This window comes from Burkholderia singularis, from assembly GCF_900176645.1.
In the GTDB taxonomy this organism is placed as follows: Bacteria; Pseudomonadota; Gammaproteobacteria; order Burkholderiales; family Burkholderiaceae; genus Burkholderia; species Burkholderia singularis.
Map to the genome: position 1 here is coordinate 49,287 of NZ_FXAN01000013.1, position 22,642 is coordinate 71,928.

Annotated in this window: 22 protein-coding genes, 1 tRNA gene, 1 other RNA gene and 1 riboswitch; of the genes, 12 read left to right on the top strand and 12 right to left on the bottom strand. The window is 65.6% G+C overall.

Features of this window, described 5'->3' with window-relative positions; genetic code table 11:
- Positions 1 to 17: 17 nt before the first annotated feature.
- Together BSIN_RS01100 and BSIN_RS01105 are read right to left on the bottom strand one after the other, a co-directional pair.
- Positions 18 to 102 (bottom strand) — tRNA-Leu (locus tag BSIN_RS01100).
- Between the two features lie 121 nt (positions 103 to 223).
- Complete coding sequence (locus BSIN_RS01105; RefSeq protein ID WP_059520427.1) at positions 224 to 1,165, bottom strand: CysB family HTH-type transcriptional regulator; 942 nt, start codon at positions 1,163 to 1,165, stop codon at positions 224 to 226.
- Between the two features lie 217 nt (positions 1,166 to 1,382).
- Between BSIN_RS01105 and BSIN_RS01110 the strand changes: the two genes are divergently transcribed.
- From BSIN_RS01110 to cobA, 6 genes are all read left to right on the top strand, one after another.
- Positions 1,383 to 3,062, top strand: coding sequence for a nitrite/sulfite reductase (locus BSIN_RS01110; RefSeq protein ID WP_089339237.1), 1,680 nt, complete (start codon positions 1,383 to 1,385; stop codon positions 3,060 to 3,062).
- A 24-nt stretch (positions 3,063 to 3,086) separates the two neighbouring features.
- On the top strand, positions 3,087 to 3,629 hold the full coding sequence (locus tag BSIN_RS01115; RefSeq protein ID WP_059520425.1) for a DUF934 domain-containing protein: 543 nt from the start codon (positions 3,087 to 3,089) through the stop codon (positions 3,627 to 3,629).
- Positions 3,626 to 4,369, top strand: a complete 744-nt coding sequence (locus tag BSIN_RS01120) for a phosphoadenylyl-sulfate reductase (RefSeq protein WP_089339238.1) — start codon at positions 3,626 to 3,628, stop codon at positions 4,367 to 4,369. Before BSIN_RS01115 ends, BSIN_RS01120 begins: the two co-directional genes overlap by 4 nt.
- Before the next feature lie 73 nt (positions 4,370 to 4,442).
- Complete coding sequence (gene cysD / locus BSIN_RS01125; RefSeq protein WP_089339239.1) at positions 4,443 to 5,408, top strand: sulfate adenylyltransferase subunit CysD; 966 nt, start codon at positions 4,443 to 4,445, stop codon at positions 5,406 to 5,408.
- Positions 5,409 to 5,436: 28 nt separating this feature from the next.
- Positions 5,437 to 6,753: a sulfate adenylyltransferase subunit 1 gene (locus tag BSIN_RS01130; RefSeq protein WP_059520422.1), complete on the top strand. Its 1,317-nt coding sequence runs from the start codon at positions 5,437 to 5,439 to the stop codon at positions 6,751 to 6,753.
- 51 nt (positions 6,754 to 6,804) lie between these two features.
- Positions 6,805 to 7,569 carry a uroporphyrinogen-III C-methyltransferase gene (gene cobA, locus BSIN_RS01135; protein WP_089339240.1) on the top strand — a complete coding sequence of 255 codons (765 nt, stop codon included), beginning with the start codon at positions 6,805 to 6,807 and terminating at the stop codon, positions 7,567 to 7,569.
- Between the two features lie 160 nt (positions 7,570 to 7,729).
- Here the strand turns inward: cobA and BSIN_RS01140 are convergent, their stop codons facing one another.
- The 3 genes from BSIN_RS01140 to lptF are packed head-to-tail and all read right to left on the bottom strand — an operon-like array spanning position 7,730 to position 10,401.
- Complete coding sequence (locus BSIN_RS01140; RefSeq protein WP_089339241.1) at positions 7,730 to 8,116, bottom strand: sirohydrochlorin chelatase; 387 nt, start codon at positions 8,114 to 8,116, stop codon at positions 7,730 to 7,732.
- A 35-nt stretch (positions 8,117 to 8,151) separates the two neighbouring features.
- Positions 8,152 to 9,300 (bottom strand): LPS export ABC transporter permease LptG, encoded by a 1,149-nt coding sequence (lptG, locus tag BSIN_RS01145; protein ID WP_059520420.1) that lies wholly within the window; start codon positions 9,298 to 9,300, stop codon positions 8,152 to 8,154.
- Between the two features lie 3 nt (positions 9,301 to 9,303).
- Positions 9,304 to 10,401, bottom strand: a complete 1,098-nt coding sequence (gene lptF, locus BSIN_RS01150; protein ID WP_069234867.1) for an LPS export ABC transporter permease LptF — start codon at positions 10,399 to 10,401, stop codon at positions 9,304 to 9,306.
- A gap of 145 nt (positions 10,402 to 10,546) precedes the next feature.
- On the opposite strand from lptF, the gene BSIN_RS01155 reads away from it, so the two are divergent.
- Genes BSIN_RS01155 through BSIN_RS01165 form a run of 3 tightly spaced genes read left to right on the top strand, consistent with a single transcriptional unit; the run spans position 10,547 to position 12,929 of the window.
- A complete protein-coding gene (locus tag BSIN_RS01155) occupies positions 10,547 to 12,058 on the top strand; it encodes a leucyl aminopeptidase (protein ID WP_089339242.1) in 1,512 nt (503 codons plus the stop codon).
- A gap of 43 nt (positions 12,059 to 12,101) precedes the next feature.
- Positions 12,102 to 12,518, top strand: a complete 417-nt coding sequence (locus BSIN_RS01160) for a DNA polymerase III subunit chi (protein ID WP_059520417.1) — start codon at positions 12,102 to 12,104, stop codon at positions 12,516 to 12,518.
- 18 nt (positions 12,519 to 12,536) lie between these two features.
- Entirely contained in the window at positions 12,537 to 12,929 is a 393-nt protein-coding gene (locus BSIN_RS01165; protein WP_059520416.1) for a DUF2486 family protein, read from the top strand.
- 69 nt (positions 12,930 to 12,998) lie between these two features.
- On the opposite strand, the gene BSIN_RS01170 is transcribed toward BSIN_RS01165, so the two are convergent.
- The gene (locus BSIN_RS01170; protein ID WP_089339275.1) at positions 12,999 to 13,298 is read right to left on the bottom strand and encodes a c-type cytochrome; all 300 of its coding nucleotides are present in this window, start codon (positions 13,296 to 13,298) and stop codon (positions 12,999 to 13,001) included.
- A 239-nt stretch (positions 13,299 to 13,537) separates the two neighbouring features.
- On the bottom strand, positions 13,538 to 15,211 hold the full coding sequence (ilvD, locus tag BSIN_RS01175) for a dihydroxy-acid dehydratase (protein ID WP_059520414.1): 1,674 nt from the start codon (positions 15,209 to 15,211) through the stop codon (positions 13,538 to 13,540).
- A gap of 166 nt (positions 15,212 to 15,377) precedes the next feature.
- On the opposite strand from ilvD, the gene BSIN_RS01185 reads away from it, so the two are divergent.
- Together BSIN_RS01185 and lgt are read left to right on the top strand one after the other, a co-directional pair.
- The gene (locus BSIN_RS01185) at positions 15,378 to 16,331 is read left to right on the top strand and encodes a LysR substrate-binding domain-containing protein (RefSeq protein ID WP_089339243.1); all 954 of its coding nucleotides are present in this window, start codon (positions 15,378 to 15,380) and stop codon (positions 16,329 to 16,331) included.
- 77 nt (positions 16,332 to 16,408) lie between these two features.
- On the top strand, positions 16,409 to 17,296 hold the full coding sequence (lgt, locus tag BSIN_RS01190) for a prolipoprotein diacylglyceryl transferase (protein ID WP_059520412.1): 888 nt from the start codon (positions 16,409 to 16,411) through the stop codon (positions 17,294 to 17,296).
- 451 nt (positions 17,297 to 17,747) lie between these two features.
- On the opposite strand, the gene BSIN_RS01195 is transcribed toward lgt, so the two are convergent.
- The 5 genes from BSIN_RS01195 to BSIN_RS01215 form a co-directional block, all read right to left on the bottom strand.
- Positions 17,748 to 18,482 carry an SIMPL domain-containing protein gene (locus tag BSIN_RS01195; protein WP_089339244.1) on the bottom strand — a complete coding sequence of 245 codons (735 nt, stop codon included), beginning with the start codon at positions 18,480 to 18,482 and terminating at the stop codon, positions 17,748 to 17,750.
- A gap of 195 nt (positions 18,483 to 18,677) precedes the next feature.
- Positions 18,678 to 19,139, bottom strand: coding sequence for an EVE domain-containing protein (locus BSIN_RS01200; RefSeq protein ID WP_089339245.1), 462 nt, complete (start codon positions 19,137 to 19,139; stop codon positions 18,678 to 18,680).
- Between the two features lie 75 nt (positions 19,140 to 19,214).
- Positions 19,215 to 19,396, bottom strand: a non-coding RNA gene (ssrS, locus tag BSIN_RS01205) — 6S RNA.
- Positions 19,397 to 19,491: 95 nt separating this feature from the next.
- Complete coding sequence (locus BSIN_RS01210) at positions 19,492 to 19,806, bottom strand: cell division protein ZapA (RefSeq protein ID WP_089339246.1); 315 nt, start codon at positions 19,804 to 19,806, stop codon at positions 19,492 to 19,494.
- Positions 19,803 to 20,168 (bottom strand): coiled-coil domain-containing protein, encoded by a 366-nt coding sequence (locus BSIN_RS01215; protein ID WP_059520408.1) that lies wholly within the window; start codon positions 20,166 to 20,168, stop codon positions 19,803 to 19,805. Before BSIN_RS01215 ends, BSIN_RS01210 begins: the two co-directional genes overlap by 4 nt.
- A gap of 207 nt (positions 20,169 to 20,375) precedes the next feature.
- A riboswitch (cobalamin riboswitch) is annotated at positions 20,376 to 20,642 on the top strand.
- Between the two features lie 69 nt (positions 20,643 to 20,711).
- On the opposite strand from BSIN_RS01215, the gene BSIN_RS01220 reads away from it, so the two are divergent.
- Positions 20,712 to 22,586 carry a TonB-dependent receptor plug domain-containing protein gene (locus BSIN_RS01220; protein WP_089339247.1) on the top strand — a complete coding sequence of 625 codons (1,875 nt, stop codon included), beginning with the start codon at positions 20,712 to 20,714 and terminating at the stop codon, positions 22,584 to 22,586.
- Positions 22,587 to 22,642: the final 56 nt, after the last annotated feature.

The following is a 22,642-nucleotide window of genomic DNA, read 5'->3' on the forward strand; positions in this document are numbered from 1 at the left end:
GTTGCGTTATGCTTGGTTGGTGCCCAGGGCCGGAATCGAACCGGCACGCCTTGCGGCGGGGGATTTTGAGTCCCCTGCGTCTACCAATTTCACCACCTGGGCAAACCGCACTGATCCGCTCGCCGCCAACATGGCTCACCAATTTGAACCGTTAGCGCTCAGCGAAACGAGGATTATCACTGAAATCCCTCAGCCGGGCAAGTGCCGCGATAATCGTTGCCCGTCACAGCTCGTAGCTCTCGGCCACGCCCTTGAGCGCGGTTTCGACGAGCTTGCGATTGAGCGTCGGCGACAGCAGCTCGACGAGCGTGTACACGTAGCCGCGCAGATACGCCCCCTGCTTGAGCGCGACGCGCGTGATGTTGCTGCCGAACAAATGCCCGACCGGAATCGCGCGTAGGTTGCGGTCGCGCTCGGCGTTGAACGCGATGTCGGCCATGATCCCGACGCCAAGCCCAAGCTCGACGTAGGTTTTGATCACGTCCGCGTCGATCGCCTCGAGCACGATGTCGGGCGACAGTCCGCGCAGCGCGAACGCCTGGTTGATCTTCTTGCGGCCGGCAAACGCATCGTCGTATGTGATGAGCGGGTATTGCGCCAGGTCGTCGAGCGACGGCTGCTTGCGTTCGAGCAGCGGATGATCGGCCGGGACGACGGCCGCGTGGTGCCACTGGAAGCACGGCAGCGACACGAGTTCCTTGTAGTCGGCGATGGCCTCGGTCGCGATGGCCAGATCGGCCTGATCGTGGATCACCATTTCGGCAACCTGAGTCGGGCTGCCTTGCAGGATCGACAGATGCACCTTCGGAAAGCGTTTCTTGAACTCGGCGATCGCGGCGGGCAGCGAGTAGCGGGCCTGCGTATGCGTGGCCGCGATCGTCAGGTTGCCCTGATCCTGCGCCGCGTAGTCTTTTCCGACCCTTTTCAGGCTTTCGACTTCCTGCAAAATCCGCTCGACCGACGCGAGAATGATGCGCCCCGGCTCGGTCAGCGAGCGCACGCGCTTGCCGTGGCGCGTGAAGATTTCGACGCCAAGTTCGTCCTCCAGCTCGATGATGGCTTTCGAGACCCCTGGCTGGGACGTGTACAGCGCCTTCGCCGCTTCCGTGAGATTGAAATTCTGACGCACGGCCTCGCGCACGAAGCGGAATTGGTGCAGGTTCATTTATAACCCCTGTGCATATCGACAGAATTTTTTAGTCGTTTGAAATATAAAGAGAGTTTATTACGATTTGCTCGTGTTTTTCAAATATCGATATCTGTAATCGTCATTAGCAAAGCAGCGGCCGGGCGGATGGCCGCATCCGGCGGGCGGTGCAGATTCGGCGCGCGGCGTGGCTAGGACGTCGCGCGATCACGTTGAGCAACCCTGGGGTCCCCGAATGTATCAGTACGACCAGTACGATCAGACGATCGTCGACGAGCGCGTCGCGCAGTACCGCGACCAGGTCCGCCGCCGCTTGTCCGGCGAATTGAGCGAAGACGAGTTCCGCCCGCTGCGGCTGCAGAACGGCCTGTACATGCAGCGCCACGCGTACATGCACCGGATCGCGATTCCGTATGGCAATCTGCGCAGCGACCAGTTGCGCATGCTTGCGCGCATCGCACGCGAGCACGACCGCCGCTACGGGCACTTTTCGACGCGCTCGAACATCCAGTACAACTGGATCAAGCTGGAAGAGACGCCCGAGATTCTCGCGAAGCTTGCGTCCGTGCAGATGCACGGCATCCAGACATCGGGCAACTGCATCCGCAACATCACCGCCGACCAGTTCGCGGGCGTCGCGCAGGACGAGGAAGTCGATCCGCGTCCGTGGGCCGAGATTCTGCGCCAATGGTCGACGTTCCATCCCGAATTCGCGTGGCTGCCGCGCAAGTTCAAGATCGCCGTGTCGGGCGCGAAGGTCGATCGTGCCGCCGTGCAGATCCATGATCTCGGCGTCTATCTGAAGAAGAACGGGCGCGGCGAAGTGGTCGCGAGCATTCTCGCGGGCGGCGGGCTCGGCCGCACGCCGATCGTCGGCGCGCTCATCCGCGAGAACCTGCCGTGGCAGCATCTGCTGACTTATTGCGAAGCGGTGCTGCGCGTCTACAACCGTTATGGCCGCCGCGACAATCTGTACAAGGCGCGGATCAAGATTCTCGTGAAGGCGCTGTCGCCGGCGAAGTTCGCGCAGCAGGTCGAAGAGGAATGGCAGCACCTGAAGGACGGCCCGTCGACGCTCACGCAGGCGGAAGTCGATCGCGTGTCGCAATACTTCCAGCCGCCCGTCTACGAGAAGCTGCCGGACACCGACGCGTCGTTCGAGCAGCATCTGCTGGAGAACAAGGCATTCGCGCGCTGGGTCGAGCGCAACGTGGCGCCGCACAAGGTGCCGGGCTACGCGGCCGTCACGCTGTCGCTGAAAAAGCATGGCGTCGCGCCGGGCGATGCGACCGACGCGCAGATGGAGCAGGTCGCCGACTGGGCCGACGCGTATTCGTTCGGCGAGCTGCGCGTGTCGCACGAGCAGAACCTGATTCTCGCGAACGTGAAGAAGCGCGATCTGTTCGAGCTGTGGGAAAAGGCGAAGGCGGTCGGCTTCGCGACGCCGAACATCGGCCTGCTGACCGACATCATCGCGTGCCCCGGCGGCGATTTTTGCTCGCTCGCAAACGCGAAGTCGATTCCGATCGCCACCGCGATCCAGGCGCGCTTCGACGATCTCGACTACGTGTACGACCTGGGCGATCTGTCGCTGAACATCTCGGGCTGCATGAATTCGTGCGGGCATCATCACGTCGGCAACATCGGCATCCTCGGCGTCGACAAGGACGGCGCCGAGTGGTACCAGGTGTCGCTCGGCGGCGAGCAGAGCACGGGCGCGAACGGCGCGCGGCTCGGCCGCGTGATCGGCCCGTCGTTCTCCGCGCACGAGGTGCCGGACGTGATCGCGAAGCTGATCGACACTTATGTCGATGCGCGCATCGAAGGCGAGCGCTTCATCGACACCTACGAGCGCATTGGCATCGCGCCGTTCAAGGAGCGCGTCTATGCGGCGCGCCAGACCGCGCACGCGTAATTCAAGCGGAGAAGGAATCAGCAGATGGCTTTGATTATCAAGAATCGCGCGGTGATCGACGACGCATGGCAGGTCGTGAGGGCGTCCGAGGACGGCGCGCTGCCCGAAGCCGGCGCACTGCCGGCCGGCAACGTGCTCGTGCCGCTCGCGCTGTGGCAGGCTTCGCGCGACGCGCTCGCCGCCGCGAAGCGCCGCGACGAACTCGGCGTATGGCTCGCGCCGGATAGCGAACCCGCGGATCTGATCGCCGATTTCGAACGGATTGCGTTGATCGGCGTCGACTTTCCGCGCTTTGCCGATGGCCGCGGTTACAGCATCGCGCGCCTGCTGCGCGAGCGATATGGTTGGAAGGGCGAGCTGCGCGCGATCGGCGACGTGCTGCGCGATCAACTGTATTACATGGAGCGTTGCGGCTTCGATGCGTTCGCCGTGCGCGCCGACAAGGACATCCACGACGCGCTGAACGCGTTCGGCGAATTCACGCAGCGTTATCAGGGCGCGGTCGACAATCCGTCGCCGTTGTTTCGCCGGCGCGCGGGCGCGGCCGACGCGAAGGTGAGCGCATGAGCGCCGCCGCTGCCAACGCGCTGTCGCCCGAGCTGGTCGCGAAGATCGCGCAGCTTGACGCGCTGCTCGCGCAGATCGCCGCGCGCCATGCGAAAGTGAAGTTCGCGAGCAGCCTCGCGGCGGAAGATATGCTCGTCACGCACGCGATTCTGTCCAAGGGCGTGCCGATCGGCATTTTTTCGTTGAACACCGGCCGCCTGCATGCGCAGACGCTCGACATGATCGAGCGCGTGCGCGAGCGTTACGGCTACGAGATCGAGCAGTTCCATCCGCGGCAGGATGCGGTGGACGCGTATGTCGCCGAGCACGGGCTCAATGCGTTTTACGACAGCGTCGAATTGCGCAAGCGCTGCTGTCATATCCGCAAGGTCGAGCCGCTCGATCGCGCGCTCGCGCACGTCGACGCATGGGTGACCGGGCAGCGTCGCGAGCAGTCGGTCACGCGCGCGGAGCTGCACGTCGAGGAGCGCGATGCCGCGCGCGGCATCGCGAAATACAATCCGCTGTCCGATTGGACGCAAGCCGACGTCTGGGCGTATTTGAGCGCATTCGACGTACCCGTCAATCCGCTGCACGCGCGCGGCTATCCGAGCATCGGCTGCGAGCCGTGCACGCGCGCGATCCGCCCCGGCGAGGACAGCCGCGCCGGGCGCTGGTGGTGGGAGTCGCGCGACTCCAAGGAATGCGGGCTGCACATTGCGATCACGCCGTTGCCGGCCGATGCGCCGTCCGCGTCGTGATCGCCGATAACAAGACTGTCTATGGTGCCGCCCGGGGGCCGGGCGGCACGAACCCAGAAGAAGGATCGAAACCATGAGCACGACGCTCGAACAATCCGCGTTTGCACCGTCCGCCGGCACGGCGTCCGGCCGGATGGGCCATCTCGACTGGCTCGAAGCCGAGTCGATCCACATCCTGCGCGAGCTGGTCGCCGAGTGCAGCAAGCCCGCGCTGTTGTTCTCGGGCGGCAAGGATTCGGTCGTCGTGCTGCATCTCGCGCTCAAGGCGTTCGGGCTCGGCGCGAATCGCAAGACGACGCTGCCGTTCCCGCTCGTGCATATCGACACCGGTCATAACTACGGCGAGGTGATCGATTTCCGCGACCGCCGCGTGAGCGAGATCGGCGCGGAGCTGATCGTCGGGCACGTCGAGGATTCGATCAAGCGCGGCACTGTTGTACTGCGCCGCGAGACCGATTCGCGCAACGCCGCGCAAGCGGTCACGCTGCTCGAGACGATCGAGCAGCACGGCTTCACCGCGATGATCGGCGGCGCGCGCCGCGACGAGGAAAAAGCGCGTGCGAAGGAGCGCATCTTCTCGTTTCGCGACGAGTTCGGCCAGTGGGACCCGAAATCGCAGCGCCCCGAACTGTGGAGCCTCTACAACGCGCGTTTGCATCGTGGTGAGCATCTGCGCGTGTTCCCGATCTCGAACTGGACCGAACTCGACGTGTGGCAATACATCGCGCGCGAGCAGCTCGAATTGCCTTCGATCTATTACGCGCACCGCCGCGAGATCGTGCGCCGCAACGGCCTGCTCGTGCCCGTGACGCCGCTCACGCCGATGCGCGATGGCGAAACCAGCGAGCACGCGCTGGTGCGCTTTCGCACGGTCGGCGATATCTCGTGCACGTGCCCGGTCGAGAGCGACGCGGACGATATCGAGAAGATCATCGCCGAGACGGCGGTGACCGAGATCACCGAGCGCGGCGCGACGCGGATGGACGACCAGACCTCCGAGGCCGCGATGGAGCAGCGCAAGAAACAAGGTTATTTCTGACGCACCGCAGAACGAGGACACGAGCAACATGAGCACCATCGACACCAACGAAGACCTCGGCGTGCTGCGCTTCATCACCGCGGGCAGCGTCGACGACGGCAAGAGCACGCTGATCGGCCGCCTGCTGTACGACAGCAAGGCCGTGCTGTCCGACCAACTGTCCGCGCTGTCGCGCGCGAAGAACAAGCGCACGGTCGGCGACGAGCTCGACCTCGCGCTGTTGACCGACGGGCTGGAAGCCGAGCGCGAGCAGGGCATCACGATCGACGTCGCATACCGCTACTTCGCGACCGCGAAGCGCAAGTTCATCATCGCCGACACGCCTGGCCACGAGCAGTACACGCGCAACATGGTGACGGGCGCGTCGACCGCGCACGCGGCGATCATCCTGATCGACGCGACGCGCGTGACGCTCGAGAACGGCGTGGCGCAACTGCTGCCGCAAACCAAGCGCCACAGCGCGATCGTCAAGCTGCTCGCGCTGCAGCACGTGATCGTCGCGATCAACAAGATGGATCTCGTCGACTACAGCGAGGCGCGCTTCAACGAGATCCGCGACGCATACGTGAAGCTCGCGCAGCAACTGGGGCTTGCCGACGTGCGCTTCGTGCCAGTGTCGGCGCTCAAGGGCGACAACATCGTCGCGCCGAGCGAGCGCATGCCGTGGTATGCGGGCGAGCCCCTGCTCGACGTGCTCGAGGCGCTGCCCGTCGAGACGCAGGCGGGCGACGCGCTGCGCTTTCCGGTGCAATGGGTCGCGCGCCAGGACGGCAGCTCGGCCGACGATTTCCGCGGCTACATGGGCCGCATCGAGGCGGGCGCAGTGAAGGTCGGCGACGAGATTGCCGTGCTGCCGTCGAACCGCGTCGCGACGGTCGCCGAGATCATCGCGCCGGTGCCGGGCGGCACCGCGGCCGTCGAGCGCGCGTTTGCAGGGCAAACCGTGACGATCCGGCTTGCCGAGGATGTCGACGTGTCGCGCGGCGATACGTTCGTGGCGAGCGCGCAGCCCGTCGAGCCGGCCAAGAAGCTCGAGGCGGACCTGTGCTGGTTCGACGAGACGCCGCTGTCGCCGCAGCGCAAGTATCTGCTCAAGCAGACCACGAACACGGTGTTCACGAAGATCGGCGCGGTTCAGCAGGTGCTCGACGTGCATACGCTGTCGCATGCGACCGACCGCCACGAGCTGAAGATGAACGACATCGGCCGCGTCGCGCTGACGCTGCAAAAGCCGATCGTCTGCGACACTTATGACGCGCATCCGGGCACGGGCGCGTTCGTGCTGATCGACGAGGCCACCCACCATACGGTTGCAGCGGGTATGATTCGGGCGTTTTCCGCGTGACGGATCGCGCCGCACCCGCGGCGCGAGTGCGCGACAAGAGGATCGACGCATATGGGCAAGGTGTATCTGATCGGCGCGGGGCCGGGCGCAGCGGACCTGATCACGGTGCGCGGCGCGCGCCTGCTCGCGAGCGCGGACGTGGTGCTGCACGACGCGCTCGTCGAGCCGGCGATGCTCGAGCACGCGCCGCGTGCGCGCAAGATCGCGGTCGGCAAGCGCTGCGGGCAGCGCTCGAGCGCGCAGCATTTCATCAACAAGCAGCTCGTCGACGCGGCGCGCGAGCATGCGCTCGTCGTGCGCCTGAAGGGCGGCGATCCGATGCTGTTCGGCCGTGCGGACGAAGAGATGCGCGCGCTCGAGGCGGCCGGGATCGACTACGAGATCGTCCCCGGTATTACCGCCGCGCTCGCGGGGGCCGCCGCGCTCAAGCGCTCGCTGACGCTGCGCGGCGTCGCGCGCAGCGTCGCGTTCGCCACGCACAGCCGCGCGCCGGGCAGCGGCGAGATTCGCGAGCAGGTCAGCGCTGATTCGCTCGTCTATTACATGGGCCGCGACAGTGCGCCCGGCATCGCGCAACGGTTGATCGACGCGGGCCGCGCCGGTTCGACCCCGGTGGCGATTGTCGAGGCTTGCAGCACGCCGCGCGAGCGCACGCTCACGCTGACACTCGCGGAGATGGCGGCGGGCGCGGCGTATGCATGGCTCGATCCGCTTCAGCCGAGCTTGTTAATGATCGGCGATGCGTTCGCCACCCGCGAGCGGGCGGACGGCGAAAAGCCGGCCGAAGGCAACGCGGGGATGCGGGATGCGGCTTGATCTGGTGTCGTTGGCGGCCGGTTTGGGCTGACGCGTAGGGACAGACGAAAACGCCGGCGACGAGCCGGCGTTTTTTATTTCGGACGATCCGACGGCGCGTTGCCATGCAACGGTCCGCCGACGAACGCGGCGCGGGCCTGTTGCGGCGCCGCGCGAGCACTCACCGCATCGGCTCGCCGCCTTGGCGCAGGCAATACTCGACGATCGCGTCGAGCACCGCATCGTCCTCGCCCACCGCCGTCGCGCAACGAATGTCGATCCCCGGGTGCGCGAGGCGGCATGCTTCGACGAGCTGCGGCAGGTCGCGGCGCACGTGGCCGCCTTGGCCGAAGAAAACCGGTATCACGGTGATCACGTCGCACTGCGCGGCGAGTGCGGCCGCAGCCGTCGCGAGCGACGGCTCCATCAGTTCGAGAAACGCGAGCGCGACGGGCGTATGCGCGCCGCGCGCCGCGCGCAGCTTCGCAGCCAGCCGCTCGAACGGCTCGGCCCAGCGCGCATCGCGCGCGCCGTGGCCGAACAGAATGATGCCGGATCGACGATTCATCGCCCGCTCCTTCGAGAACGGCACGCCTGGCGCGCTCAGTGCCGGTCGACCCACTTCAGCGCCAGCAGGCCGAGCGCCAGATAGAGGCAGCCGGGCAGCGCCGCGGTCAGTGGCGCGGGCCACGTGTTCAGCGTGCCGATATGCGAGAACAGCGTGTTGAAAAGCTGGAAGCTCATCCCGAGCATGATCCCGCCGAACACCTTCACGCCTACGACGCCCGCGCGCGTATGCAGATACGCGAACGGCAGCGACAGCACGAGCATCACGAACACCGCGAACGGATACAGCAGCTTGCGCCACAGCGCGATGTCATAGCGCTGCGTATCCTGCTGGTTCTCCTTCAAATGCTGGATGTAGCGGAACAGGTTGAACAGCGACATCCGCTCCGGCGATACGAGCAGCACCGACAGGATCTGCGGCGTCAGGTCCGAGCGCAGCGAGTATTGCGGCATCGTGACCTGCTGCGAGCGGTAGACCGGGTTCAGCGCGTCGGCCGGCTGGTTGGGCTGGCCGGAGAGGTTCGTCAACTGCGTGTCGGTGACGTCGGTCAGCAGCCAGTGGCCGGGCGGCTGATAGCGGCCGCGTTTGGCGATCCGCACGTTTTGCAGATTGAATTTCGAATCGAACTCGTAGATCCGCACGTCGCTGATCGTCGAATCCGGCGACAGCGTGCCGACGTTGACGAAGCGCGTCACGGGCTCGCCCGTCTCGCGCGCGGTCAGCGTGTCCTTGACCCACACGCCCGATGCGAAGTTCGACGACACCGACGAGCCGAGCGCCTCGAGCCGCACGCGCTCCGACAACTGATCGGTGTAGGGGCCGACGAATTCGCCGATCAGGTAGGTCGCGACGACGATCGGCACGCCGATCTTCAGCAGCGAACGCAGCGCCTGGTTGGTCGCGAGGCCGGAGACGCGGAAGATCGTGAACTCCGAGTTCGCGGCCATCTGCGCGAACACGTAGATCGAGCTGATCAGTATGGCCACCGGGATGATTTCGTAAAAGCGCGACGGCGTTTGCAGCGCGACGCGCAGCACCGCATAGCCGAACTTGTAGTTGCCGTGGCCGACCGAGTTCAACTCGCTGATCAGGTCGAAGAAGAAGAACAGGCCGGAAAACGCGAACAGCACGAAGGCAAACGTCACGTAGATCTGGCGCGCGAAGTATTTTTCGTAAAGCCGCATCGTTTACGCTCCTTGCGAGCGGCCGGGCGCGGCGCGCGAAAACAGCGGCCGGTTGCGCACGCGCAGCCAGAACAGGAATGCGACGATCGCGGCAATCAGCAAATGCAAGCCGATCAGGCCGACGCCGAACGGGATCTTGCCCCGTTCCATTTGCGACTGGACGACGTTCAGCAGGTTCGAGTAAGTCAGGTAGATCAGCACGGCCATCACGAGGTTCACGGTCCGGCCGCGGCGCGGGTTCTGATACGACAGAGGAATCGCGAGCACCATTAGGTTGATCGCGATCAGCGGCAGTCCCGCGCGCCACGCGAATTCGGCAAGGTTCTGGTTGGTCGGATTGCGCAGCAGGTCGATCGTCGGCGTGCCTGTCGTGGTCGGCTGGCTGACCACCTGCTTGCTCTGGATTTTTACGCCGTAGCGCTCGAATTCCATGATCTTGAAATTCGGCTGGCCCGGCACGCCGTCGTAGCGGCGGCCGTTATCGAGCACGATGAAGCGATCGCCGTTCTTCATCGTCTCGGTGTGGCCCGTCTGCGATACGACGACGTTCACCTTGCCCTGTTCGGTGGTCGTGACGAACACGTTTTGCACCTTGCTCTGGTCGGGCGACATTTTCTCGATGAAGAACACGCGGTTGTTCGCGGCGGATTCGCGGAACTGGCCGGGCGCGAGCAACGACACCTCGTCGCGCTGCTGAAAGCGCGCGCGGATCAGCTTGCTTTGCTGGTTCGACCACGGCCAGCCGACGAACGCGAAAAACGCGATCAGGATCACGATTGGCGTCGCGAACACGCCGATCGGCTTGATGAGGCGGGTGAGGCTCACGCCGGAGGCGAGCCAGACGACCATTTCGGAATCCTTGTACCAGCGCGTGAGCACGAACAGGATCGACACGAACAGCGTGCCGACGAGGATCATCGCCAGGTAGCCGATCACGGTGAGGCCGATCAGCACGAGCACGTCCTTCGGGTTGACCTCGCCGGACGCGGCGTAACCGACGATGCGGATCATCATCGACGTCAGCATGATCGTGAGCAGCACCATGAAAACGGCGCCGGCGGTATACGCAAGCTCGCGCTGGAGGGAGCGTTCGAAGATCATTATTGATGCGAAGCAGGCAAAACTGCGGGGTGAGACTGCGGGGCGGGAACGAGCGCACGAGCGGGGGCGCTCACGCCGCGCAGGAAAAATAGCGGATAATTGCGGCTTTCATCCTTAGCCCAGATTTTACCCGAGGACAAGCGCGATGGACTTTAGCATAAAAGGCTGTGATTGGAGCAAAGGCGCGGCGAAGGGTTTCCTGACCGGGAAATCCGACTGCATCGTGCTGGGCGTGTTCGAAGCGCAAACCTTGTCCGGCGCGGCGCTCGATATCGACGAGGCGACCAAGGGCCTCGTGTCGCGTGTGATCAAGGCGGGGGACATGGACGGCAAGCTCGGCAAAACCTTGTTTTTGCACGAGGTTTCGGGCATCGGCGCGTCGCGCGTGCTGCTCGTCGGGCTGGGCAAGCAGGATGCTTTCAGCCAGAAAGCCTATCACGACGCGCTCAAGGCCGCGTGGCGCGCGCTGCTCGGCACGAAAATAGTCCAGGTCACGTTCACGCTCGCGCAGGCGCCGGGGCCCGATCGCGGCTCCGATTGGGGCGTGCGCGCGGCGATTCTCGCGCTGCGCAACGAAACGTATCAATTCACGCAGATGAAGAGCAAGCCGGAGACGCCCGCGCGCGCATTGAAGCGCGTCGTGTTCAGCGTCGATCCGGCCGACGAGAAGGCGGCGAAGCTCGCGGTGAAACAGGCGGGCGCGCTCGCGAACGGAATGGATCTCACGCGCGATCTCGGCAATCTGCCGGGCAACGTCTGCACGCCGGCCTATCTCGCGAACGTCGCGAAGCAACTCGCGAAGGATTGGGGGTTGAAGGCCGATGTGCTCGGTCTGAAGCAGATCCAGGCGCTCAAGATGGGCTCGTTTCTCGCGGTCGCGAAGGGCTCCGTCGAGCCGCCGCAGTTCATCGTGCTGCATTATCAGGGCGCGGCCGCGAAGGCGGCGCCCGTCGTGCTGGTCGGCAAGGGCATCACGTTCGACACGGGCGGCATTTCGCTCAAGCCCGGCGAGGCGATGGACGAGATGAAGTACGACATGTGCGGCGCGGGCGCGGTGCTCGGTACGATGCGCGCGGTTGCCGAGATGGGGCTGAAGCTCAACGTCGTGGCGATCGTGCCGACCTGCGAGAATATGCCGGCCGGCAACGCAACGAAGCCGGGCGATATCGTCACGAGCATGAAGGGGCTGACGATCGAGGTGCTGAACACCGATGCGGAAGGGCGCCTGATCCTCTGTGATGCGCTCACGTATGCGGAACGCTTCAAGCCGGCGGCCGTGATCGACGTCGCGACGCTGACCGGCGCGTGCGTGATTGCGCTGGGCCATCACAACACCGGCCTCTTCTCGAAGGACGATGCGCTCGCGGGCGAGTTGCTCGACGCGTCGCGCGAGGCGGCCGACCCGGCCTGGCGCATGCCGCTCGACGACGAGTACCAGGAGCAGCTGAAATCGAATTTCGCGGATCTCGCGAACATCGGCGGGCGGCCCGGCGGCAGCATCACGGCGGCGTGCTTTCTGTCGCGTTTCACCGACAGCTATCCGTGGGCGCACCTCGACATCGCGGGCACCGCATGGAAGAGCGGCGCGGCGAAGGGCGCGACGGGGCGTCCCGTGCCGCTGCTCGCGCAGTTCCTGATCGATCGCGCCGGCGCGTGATGGCGCGGCGCTCGATGGCAAATCCGGCGGGGCGCGGCGCGCGATGACGCGGATCGATTTCCACACGAACGTCGGCGACCCGCTCGCCTACGCTTGCCGGCTGCTGCGCAAGGCGTATCAGGCGGGGCAGCCGGTCGTCGTGCGCGCTTCGCCCGCGCGGCTGCGCGCGCTCGACGAGCGGCTCTGGACGTTTTCTCCGCTCGACTTCATTCCGCACTGCGCAGTGGACAGCCCGCACGCGGCCGCCACGCCGATCGTGCTGACCGCGGATCTCGAGCGCGCGCCGCATCACGGCATCTTGCTGAATCTGGGCGACGATGTGCCCGCGCAGTTCGCGCGCTTCGAGCGTCTGCTCGAAGTGGTCGGCAATGCGCCCGACGAGCTGACGGCGGGGCGCGAGCGTTACCGTTTCTATCGGGATCGCGGCTATGCGCTCAACAATTACAAGCAGGGGGCGTGAGCCCGGACGGAGAACAGCGTGTCCGAAGCGAACGAAATCGATCCAGCCGGCGAAGCGCCGATTCCCGTTCTGAGCGACGTGCTCGTGCCGGGCAATCCGGCGCTCGCGCGGCCGCCCGCCGCTGGAGCGTCACGGCAGCCGCCTGCGGCGAGCGCCGATGCGCGGCGCATCGCCGAGCGGTTGCAGGACCGGTTGCACGCATATCTGGCGGGCGACGGGCGCGAACTCGTCGAAGCGCGTTGCCGCGACGCGCTGCAAGTCCATACTGCGCGGCTCGTCGGCCAGATCGCGGGCGAGGTTTCGCGTGTGCTCGAAACCGAGATCGCAGCGTGGGTGGCGCAAGAAATCGATGCGGCGCTGGCGCATCATCGGCAAGCGGATTCGGGCGGCGGCTCGCAAGGCTCGAAATAGCGCTGCGAACACGCTGCCGCGCATTCGGTGCGCTCACCGGCACGCGTAGCGGATGCTGGGCGCGGTTTCTTATCTGCGCGACAGAATCCAGTGCGCGAGCGTGCTCGCTTCGGCATTCGTCAATTGCGTGTTGGCAGGCATCGGCACGTTGCCCCAGACGCCGACGCTGCCTTTCACGATGGTTTGCGCGAGATAGCTGACGGCGTCGCCGCGCGCGGCGTACTTGTCGGCGATCGCGCGGAACGACGGGCCCATCAGCGTAGTGTCGGCCGCATGGCATGCCATGCAGTTCTTGCGTTGCGCGAGCGACAGTCCGTCGGCTGGCTGCGCATGCAAGCTTGTGCTCGCGGCCGTCAACGAAACGATCATCACGCGCAGGCACGCCGTGCGAATACGCACCGCGTACCAGGTCATTCGGTTCATGCTGGTCTCCGCCGGTGCGGTGCCCGGTTTGGCGTTGCGCGCATTATAAAAGCAAAGGGCGGCCGGACAGGTTGCGCCCGCCGGCGATCTTGTGGTTTTTTGTCGCTACGCGCACATACGCACACATACGCGCGCGGCGGCTGCGCCGGATCGCCACCCGTCGCGGCCGCCGCCGATGCCGGGCGTCAGCCGGTGACCGCGCCCTGGTTCGCGGGGCGGGCGAGCGCCGCGTACTTGGCGAGCACCCCGCGCGTGTAGCGCGGCGCAGGCTGCTTCCATGCGGCGCGGCGGCGCGCAAGCTCGGCGTCGTCGACGTTGAGCTGCAGCAGCAGCTTGTGCGCATCGATCGTGATCGAGTCGCCTTCCTGCACCAGCGCGATCGTGCCGCCGACGAACGCCTCCGGCGCGACGTGGCCCACCACCATTCCCCATGTGCCGCCCGAGAAGCGGCCATCGGTGATGAGGCCGACCGATTCCCCCAGCCCCTTGCCGATGATCGCGGACGTCGGCGCGAGCATCTCGGGCATGCCGGGGCCGCCTTGCGGGCCGAGATAACGCAGCACGACCACGTCGCCCGCGTGGATCTTGTCGTCGAGGATCGCTTGCAATGCGCTTTGCTCGTCGTCGAACACGCGCGCCGGGCCGGTGATGACGGGGTTCTTCAGGCCGGTGATTTTCGCGACCGCACCGTTTTCCGCGAGATTGCCCTTCAGGATCGCGAGATGGCCTTCCTTGTACAGCGCCTGATCGATCGGGTAGATCACCTTCTGGTCGGCGCGCGGCGTGCTCGGCACGTCCTTCAGCTCGTCGGCGAGCGTGCGGCCGGTGATCGTCATGCAATCGCCGTGCAGGAGGCCCGCGTCGAGCAGGATCTTCATCACCTGCGGGATGCCGCCCGCCGCGTGCAGATCGGTCGCGACATATTGGCCCGACGGCTTCAGGTCGCAAATCACCGGCACGCGCTTGCGAATCCGTTCGAAATCGTCGATCGACCAGTCGATCTCGGCCGCGTGCGCGATCGCAAGGTAATGCAGCACCGCGTTCGTCGAGCCGCCCGTGGCCATGATGACCGACACCGCATTCTCGATCGATTGTTTCGTGATGATGTCGCGCGGCTTCAGGTCGCGCTTCACGGCTTCGACGAGCACGCGTGCCGATTCGGCCGCCGAGTCGACCTTCTCCTGATCCGGGTTGGCCATCGTCGACGAATACAGCAGCGACATGCCGAGCGCCTCGAACGACGAACTCATCGTGTTCGCGGTGTACATGCCGCCGCACGAGCCCGTGGTCGGGCACGCGTTCTTTTCGACCCCTTCGAAATCCTCCTGCGCCATCCGCCCGGCCGTGAATTCGCCGACCGCCTCGAACGACGACACGATCGTCAGATCGCGACCCTTCCAGCGGCCGGGGCGGATCGTGCCGCCGTACACGTAGATGCCCGGCACGTTCAGGCGCGCGAGCGCGATCATTCCGCCCGGCATGTTCTTGTCGCAGCCGCCGACGACCACCACGCCGTCCATCCATTGGCCCTGCACGCAGGTTTCGATGCAGTCGGCGATCACTTCGCGCGATACGAGCGAATACTTCATCCCTTCGGTGCCCATCGACATGCCGTCCGAAATGGTCGGCGTGCCGAAAATCTGCGGATTCGCGCCGGCGTGCTTGACGGCCTCGACGGCCGCATCCGACAGGCGCTGCAGGCCCGCGTTGCACGGCGTGATCGTCGAGTGGCCGTTGGCGATGCCGATCATCGGTTTGTCGAAATCTTCCGGCTGGTAGCCGAGCGCGTAATACATCGAGCGATTCGGCGAGCGGGCCACGCCCTGCGTGATGTTCTTCGAGCGGCGGTTGTACGACATGGGGACTCCATCCATCGGCTGATTGATTGCGGGGCGGCGCGCTGCATGGGCGCAGGCCGGCTCAGGTGGGCAAGAATGCAGTTTCCGTTCAAGAATGTCCAATATATTATTCGTCGTCTATTAGGTCGAAAGACATATCAGTGACGAGTCGAACGAGGAGCCCGATGTGACCCCGGATCTGCGCCAGTGGCGCTATTTCTTGACCGTGGCCGACGAGCGGCATTTCGGGCGGGCCGCGGCGCGGCTGGCGATGACGCAGCCGCCGCTGTCGCAGGCGATTCGCGCGCTCGAGGACGCGCTCGGCGTCGCGCTGTTCGCGCGCACGAAGCGCTCGGTCGAGCTGACCGCGGTGGGCGCCGCGCTGCTGCCCGACGTGCGGCGGCTGCTTGCCGCCGCCGACGCACTGCCGCCGCTCGCGCAGCGCCTGGCGCGCGGCGAATCGGGCTCGCTTGCGCTCGCGTTCGTATCGACGGCCGATTACGGGCTGCTGCCGCGGCTGTTGCGCGAGTTCGGCGCGCGCCATCCGCACGTGCGCCTGCAGTTGACCGAGGCGACGAGCGACGTGCAACTCGACGAACTGGCGGCCGGCCGCATCGACGCGGGGCTCGTGATTGCGCCCGTGCCGCCGCGTCACGCGGCGTCGCTGTCGTATCTGCCGGTGCTGCGCGAGCCGCTCGTCGTCGCGATGTCGGCCGATGCGGCCGCTGCGCTTGCCGTGCGCGGCGTCGCCGACGCGCCGGTGCGGATCGCGGACATCGCGTCGTTGCCGCTCGTGATCTTTCCCCGCCGTCTGGCGCCCGGCTTTTATGACATCATTACGGGCTGCTACGGCGCGGCGGGCGTTGCACCCCGCATCGGCCAGGAAGCGATCCAGATGCAGACGATCGTGAGCCTCGTGTCCGCGGGTTTGGGCGTCGCGCTCGTGCCGCAATCGCTGCGCAACCTGCGGCGCACGGGCGTCGTCTACCGGCCGCTTGCCGATACGGCGGCGCCCGTCGTCGAGACGGGGCTCGTGTGGCGCACGGCCGACGTAAGCCCGGTGCTCTCGGGCTTCATCGACATCGTGCGCGCCCATGCGTGCGGCGCGCACGCCGCGCCGGGCCGGAGCGCGCGGCCGTGAACGTTCGCGCGGCGCATCCGTCGAAACGCGTTTCGCGGCGCGAGCGCCGCTTCGATTCAAACCTTCAACGCTAATCCATGATCATTCATCCGAATTTCGATCCCGTCGCGATCCACATCGGCCCGCTCGCCGTGCGCTGGTATGGGCTCATGTATCTCGTCGGCTTCATCGCGGCGATCGTCATCGGCCGTGTGCGGCTGAAGCTGCCGCACGTCGCCGCGCAAGGCTGGAGCGCGAAGGACATCGACGACATGATGTTCTACGGCGTGCTCGGCGTCGTGCTGGGCGGCCGGCTCGGCTACGTGCTGTTCTACAAGGCGGGCTTCTACCTGTCGCACCCGCTCGATATCTTCAAAGTGTGGGAAGGGGGCATGTCGTTTCACGGCGGCTTTCTCGGCGTGACGCTCGCGATGGCGCTGTTCGCGTGGCAGCGCAAGCGCCACTGGCTGCAGGTGACCGATTTCGTCGCGCCGATGGTGCCGACGGGCCTCGCGACCGGGCGGCTCGGCAACTTCATCAACGGCGAGCTGTGGGGGCGCGTGACCAGCCCCGACGCGCCATGGGCGATGCTGTTTCCGGGCGCGGCGCGCGACGATGCCGCGTGGCTTGCCGCGCATCAGGATATCGCCGCGAAGTGGGATCTCAACGAGGTATTTCTCGCGCATCAGATGCTGCCGCGCCATCCGTCGCAGCTTTATGAAATCGCGCTCGAAGGCATTGCGCTTTTTATCGTGCTGTGGTTTTTCTCGCGCAAGCCCCGGCCGATGGGCGCGGTGTCGGCGCTGTTCCTGATCGGCTACGGGCTCGCGCGTTTCACGGTCGAGTTCGCGCGCGAGCCGGACGACTTTCTTGGGCTGCTGACGTTTGGGCTGTCGATGGGGCAGTGGCTGTCGCTGCCGATGATCGTCGCCGGCGTGCTGATGATGGTTTGGGCATACCGGCGCGGCGGGGGGAAAGCGGCTTGAGCGGTTCGCGCATCGCGTTGCGTGGAGGCCGGACATCGATCGAATGAGAACGGCGTCGCGGGCAGGTCGGCTGGATGGATGCCGCGACTCGTGTGGCCGGCGCGGACGATGCGTGCCGGAGATTGGCATCGCGCGCAGCGCGACGCATGGCGCGATTGGGAGGCCTGCACGGTGGGTGCGCGCGGCACACGGGCTTGGCGTCGCGGCAGGGCGGTGCGCGCATTGCGCCATTCGGCGCGCGCCGCAACGACGTTGCGTGTGATGCAACAAGCGGGCGCCACTCCCATTCGAGGCCGTTTGCGTATCCCCCATGCATGGGCCGAAGCAAAACGAGTGCCATGCAACTCGGCGCGGCGCACATCAAAAACGCCGGCTCTCGCGGCCGGCGTTCTGTCTGGCGATTATCGGCGGCGGGCGGCGCTGCAACACGCCGCTGCCGGCGATGACTTCGTCACTTCATCTGCACCGAGCCGTTCACGTTGACGGTCACGGTCGCCTTGCCGCCTTCGACCGCGATCGGCGCGGCGTCTGCTGCGGAGGGCGCGGCGGCCATCGCCATCATCCTCGGCTGGAACGGCTGCACGTTGCGGCCGCTGCCGACGTTCACGTCACGGATCGAATAGCTGCTATAGCCGAACGCCTTTGTCGCTTCCTCGGCGCGTGCGCGGAATGCCTTGATCGCTTCGGTCGTGAGTTTCTGCTCGGTCGCGCGCTGCGCGTCCGGCGACAGCGAGAACGACACGTTGCCGATCTGCATGATCGAACTCAGTTGACCCGCGAGTTTCGACGCGGCGGAGAAATCGCGCGATTCGAGCACGACCTCGGTGCGCCCGCGCCATGCCGAGATCTTGCCATCGCGATCGAAGCTCGGTGAGACCGAGAACTGGCCCGTGTGCGCCGTCACGCCCGCGACGCTGCGCGCCTGCGCGAGCGCCGAATCCGCGCGCTTGTTGAGTTCGCTGGTCAGGTTGCCGGGATCTTTCGCTTGCTGTTCATAGAACAGCGTGATGTCGATGACGTCCTGCGGAACGTCGGCGCTTGCTTGCGCGGACAGCGACAGCACGCCCGACGGCGGCGGCATTACGCCGACGCTTTGCGCGCGTGCGGCGGACGGCGCAAGCGCGATGGCGATGGGCAGCGCCGCCGCGAGGGCGACAGCGGCGGTCAGAGCGGATTTTTTCGTCATTATTGACTCCTTGAGCGAGAACACGCATGCATCGTTGGCGTGCGGGGCGCGGATGTGAGCCGCGCTGAATGATCGAGCAACGGATACAAGCATAGTGGGCGTCGCATCCGTTGCGCGTCCGTTAGGCAGATGAAAGCGTCGCGAGGTTCCGGCTGCCGCGCGTGTATCTGACATTGTTTGACGGCCGATGCCGCATTACTTCATCAGCCGCTTCGTGATGAAGCGCCATTCGTCTGGCGTGACGGGCGTGATCGACAGCCGGTTGCCCTTCGCGAGCACGCGCATGCCGGCGAGCGCGTCATGTTCGCGCAATGTGCCGAGCGCAATGAGCGGCGTCTTCTTCACGAAGCGCACGTCGACGAGCACCCAGCGCGGCGCATCGGGCGTCGCCTTCGGATCGTGGTACGGACTTTGCGGGTCGAACTGCGTGGGATCGGGGTAGGGCGTCGAGCACACCTCGGCGAGCCCCGCGATGCCGGGCTCCGGGCAGCTCGAATGATAGAACAGCACGCCGTCGCCGATCTGCATCGCGTCGCGCATGAAGTTGCGCGCCTGATAGTTGCGCACGCCGGTCCACGGCAACGCTTGTCCGGGTGCGGCGGCGAGATCGTCGATGCTCGCCTCGTCCGGTTCGGATTTCATCAGCCAATAGCGCATGGATCGGATCGAATCGACGCAATGAAAAGGCTGCGGATAAGGAAACGGCACCGGGACGAACCCGATGCCGTGGAATAGGCCCCCGCCTTGGCCGCTAGGCCGGCATCCTGAACCTGAGGTTCAGAATTGGTCGCAGTTAGCAGCACTTCGGGTACATCAGACAGAGTGACGCGCGCGCCCGTGCTACAAATTTCCGCAACCGTGCACATGGCATTGGTTCAAGGAATATATGACCTTGGCGAACCAGGCAGGGAAGCTGACTAAACGGTTCGAATCACTTTTGGGTTCGGCTGCTTGAGCGGGATAGACCAAGCATGGCTCGAACCGGGTGAAACGAATGGACTGCTTTAACTTACTGCAACTCGTGCTGTGTGAGCACTGCACCGAGCTGTTCATTCATTTGGCGCATTGTACGCCGGATTTCTTCCGCGGGGAACGCTTCGCCGTGTCGCACGCTTTGTTGCAGCCGCAGCAGCTCCGATGCGAGCGACAGCGCGGCCATCACCGCGATGCGGTCGGTGCCGCGCACCGAGCTGTTCGTGCGGATGTTGGACATTTCGGTATCGACGCGCGCGACCGCTTCGAGCAGCGCCGCTTCCGTTTCCGGCGAGCAGGCGAGCCGATACGTCTGGCCGAGAATCGAGACTTCGATCTGCTTTGTGCTCATGCATGTTCTCCGTGGCTCGCCGTGCCGTCGTCGCCTTCACGCGGGCTTTCGTCGTTTGCCTGCGCAGCAAGCAGATCAAGCTGGTTTTCCGTATCCGGCACGCTTTTCGTGCGCGGCAATTTTTCGAGGATCGCGTTGAGCTTGACTTGCGCGTCGTCGATTTTCGCCGACAGCGAATCGCGCTCCGCCGCGAGCGCATTGCGCTCGTCGCGCAACTGCGCGAGATCGGTGCGCAGTGTGTTCATTTCCGTTCGCAATTGTGCGACTTGCTCCTCGAGCGCGAGCCGTTCCGTTTGATAGCGCTGATTGAGCGCGATCAAACGGCCAATGTTTTGAGATAGGGTTTCGAGTTCGTTGAGCATCTGCTGCGTCCTCTAAAGACCCAGCATTTTAGCGCGGAATACCCGTTATTCCGATATCTGTAACGTTTCCAGACGTAACACCCGCGCTTCTCGCCGCGAACTATCGCAGACGCATCGACGCCGGCGCATGCTTTCGCGTGCCGCCTCATGCGCGATGCGCGCGCGTCGCGCGCCGCCGTGTTTCTTGACGCACGGCCGGCCGCGCTCCTAAACTGGCGCCGCCTCGGTGCTCGCGCGTTTCACGCGCGGTTAAACGGGAAGCAGGGTGCGAAGTCCGCCAGGATCGAGCCAACCTGCGCTGCCCCCGCAACGGTAAGCGAAGCGCATCGCATTCGATGCAAGCCGTCCTCTTCGCGCACTGGCGGCTGGTCGTGATCGGCCGGCCGCCGGTGCGCAGCAAGCCACTGCGCATCGCGCGGGAAGGCGAGGCGGCGATTTCGCAGCCCGGATACCGGCCGAGGCGGGGAGGCGGCTTGCGGCCGTCTTCGTGACGCGGCGCCTGCGGGGAAGCAGGCGCCGTAGCGCCACTGGATTTTTGTCTCGATGTCAACCTCATTCGTCCGCGCGGCGCTCGTCGCCTTGTCTGGATTGCCTTGCGCGTCGTTCGCGCAAACCGGCGCGGCGCCGTCGGCGCCTGCCGCCGGCGACGCCGGCACGCAACTCGAGCCGATCGTCGTCACCGCGCAGCGCGGTCCGCAGAAGCTTGCCGATACCATTCCTCAAACCAGCCGCTTCGATGCGCAGGACATCGCCGACAGCGGCGCGACCGATCTGCCCGGCCTGCTCGCGCTCGCGCCGGGCGCGCAGATCGTGCGCAACGGCGGCCCGGGGGCGAGCGCGAGCCTCTTTCTGCGCGGTGCGCAGCCGACGCAGTCGCTCGTGCTGATCGACGGCGTGCGAGTCGATTCGGCGAGCCTCGGGCAGGCGCAAATCGGCCGGATTCCGCTCGATCAGATCGAGCGGGTCGAGGTCGTGAACGGCAACGTGTCGTCGCTGTATGGGTCGGGCGCGATCGGCGGCGTCGTGCAGGTGTTCACGAAGCGCGGCGGCGATCATCCGCCGCGCTTCGATTTCTCCGCGGGCTACGGCAGCTATCACACGCAGACGCAGAACGCGGGCGTGTCGGGGCGGCTCGATCAGGACGGCAGCACGACGTTCAGCGTGTCGCTTGCGCGCGCGAAGACCGATGGTTTCTCGGCGATCGATCCCGCGAGCAAGCCGCAGGCGAATCCGAATGCGAACGGCAACTTGAGCGAGAGCGTGTCGGCGTCGCTCAAGCATCGGTTCGGCGGCGGCTGGGATGCGGGCGTCACGTACTTCGACACCGCCGGCCGCAACAGCTACGACAACGCATACGGCAAGCCCACCGATCTGAACGACCTGTACAGCCGGGTTCAGCAGATCTCGGCATTCGCGAACGGCAAAATCACCGGCTGGTGGACGACGCACGTCAACGTGTCGAGCGGCAAGGATCGCAACCAGTCGGCGTTGAACGGCGCGTACACCGATCACTTCAACACCGACAACCGTCAGTACACCTGGCAGAACGATTTCACGCTCGCGCGCGGCCACACATTGCAGGCCGGCTACGAGCGGCTCGACCAGTCGTTCGATTCGAACAGCTACGCGGCGCCCACGCGCCACGTGAATTCCGGCTGGCTCGGCTATACCGGCCGCCTGGGCGCGAGCCAGTTCCAGGCGAATCTGCGGCGCGACCAGTATTCCGATTTCGGCGGCGCGAACAGCTACTATTTCGGTTATGGATTGGACGTCACCGAGCACTGGAAGGTGACGGCGAGCTACTCGGACGCGTTTCGCGCGCCCAGCTTCAACGATCTGTACTTTCCCAACTCGGGTAACCTGTCGATTCAGCCCGAGCGCAGCCACTCGGTCGACGCGGCCGTGCAGTACGCATCGGAGGCGATCGGCGTGGTGCGCGTCACCGCGTTTCAGACCCGCTATACGAACTTGATCGACTACCGGCCGGGCGCGAGCGGGTTTTTCTATGTCGCGCAGAACGTCGGCCGCGCCAAGGTGCAGGGCGTCGAAGGCTCGTGGCAGGGGCGGATCGGCAAGAACGACTTGCGGATTGCGGCGACGGTGCAGAATCCGGTCGACGAAATCGCGCATCAGGATCTGAACCGGCGCGCGCGGCGCTTCGCGTCGTTCGCCGCGCATCGCACGATGGGCGGCTGGCGGGTCGGCGGCGAGTGGCTGGTCAGCGGGCCGCGCACCGATTACGGCAGCCGGCTCGGCGGCTATGGAATCGTGAATGTGTCCGCGCGCTACGACATCACGAAATCGTGGTACGTGAGTGCGCGCATCGACAATCTGCTCGATAAGGACTATGAGCTTGCGTATGCGTACAACACGCCGCGCCGCGGCGCCTATGTCACGCTCGGCTGGCAGCAGCGCTGACGTGGGCGGCACGCGGGAGGCGGCTTGATGGCAGCGTTTGCCGGAAAGGGCGGCGT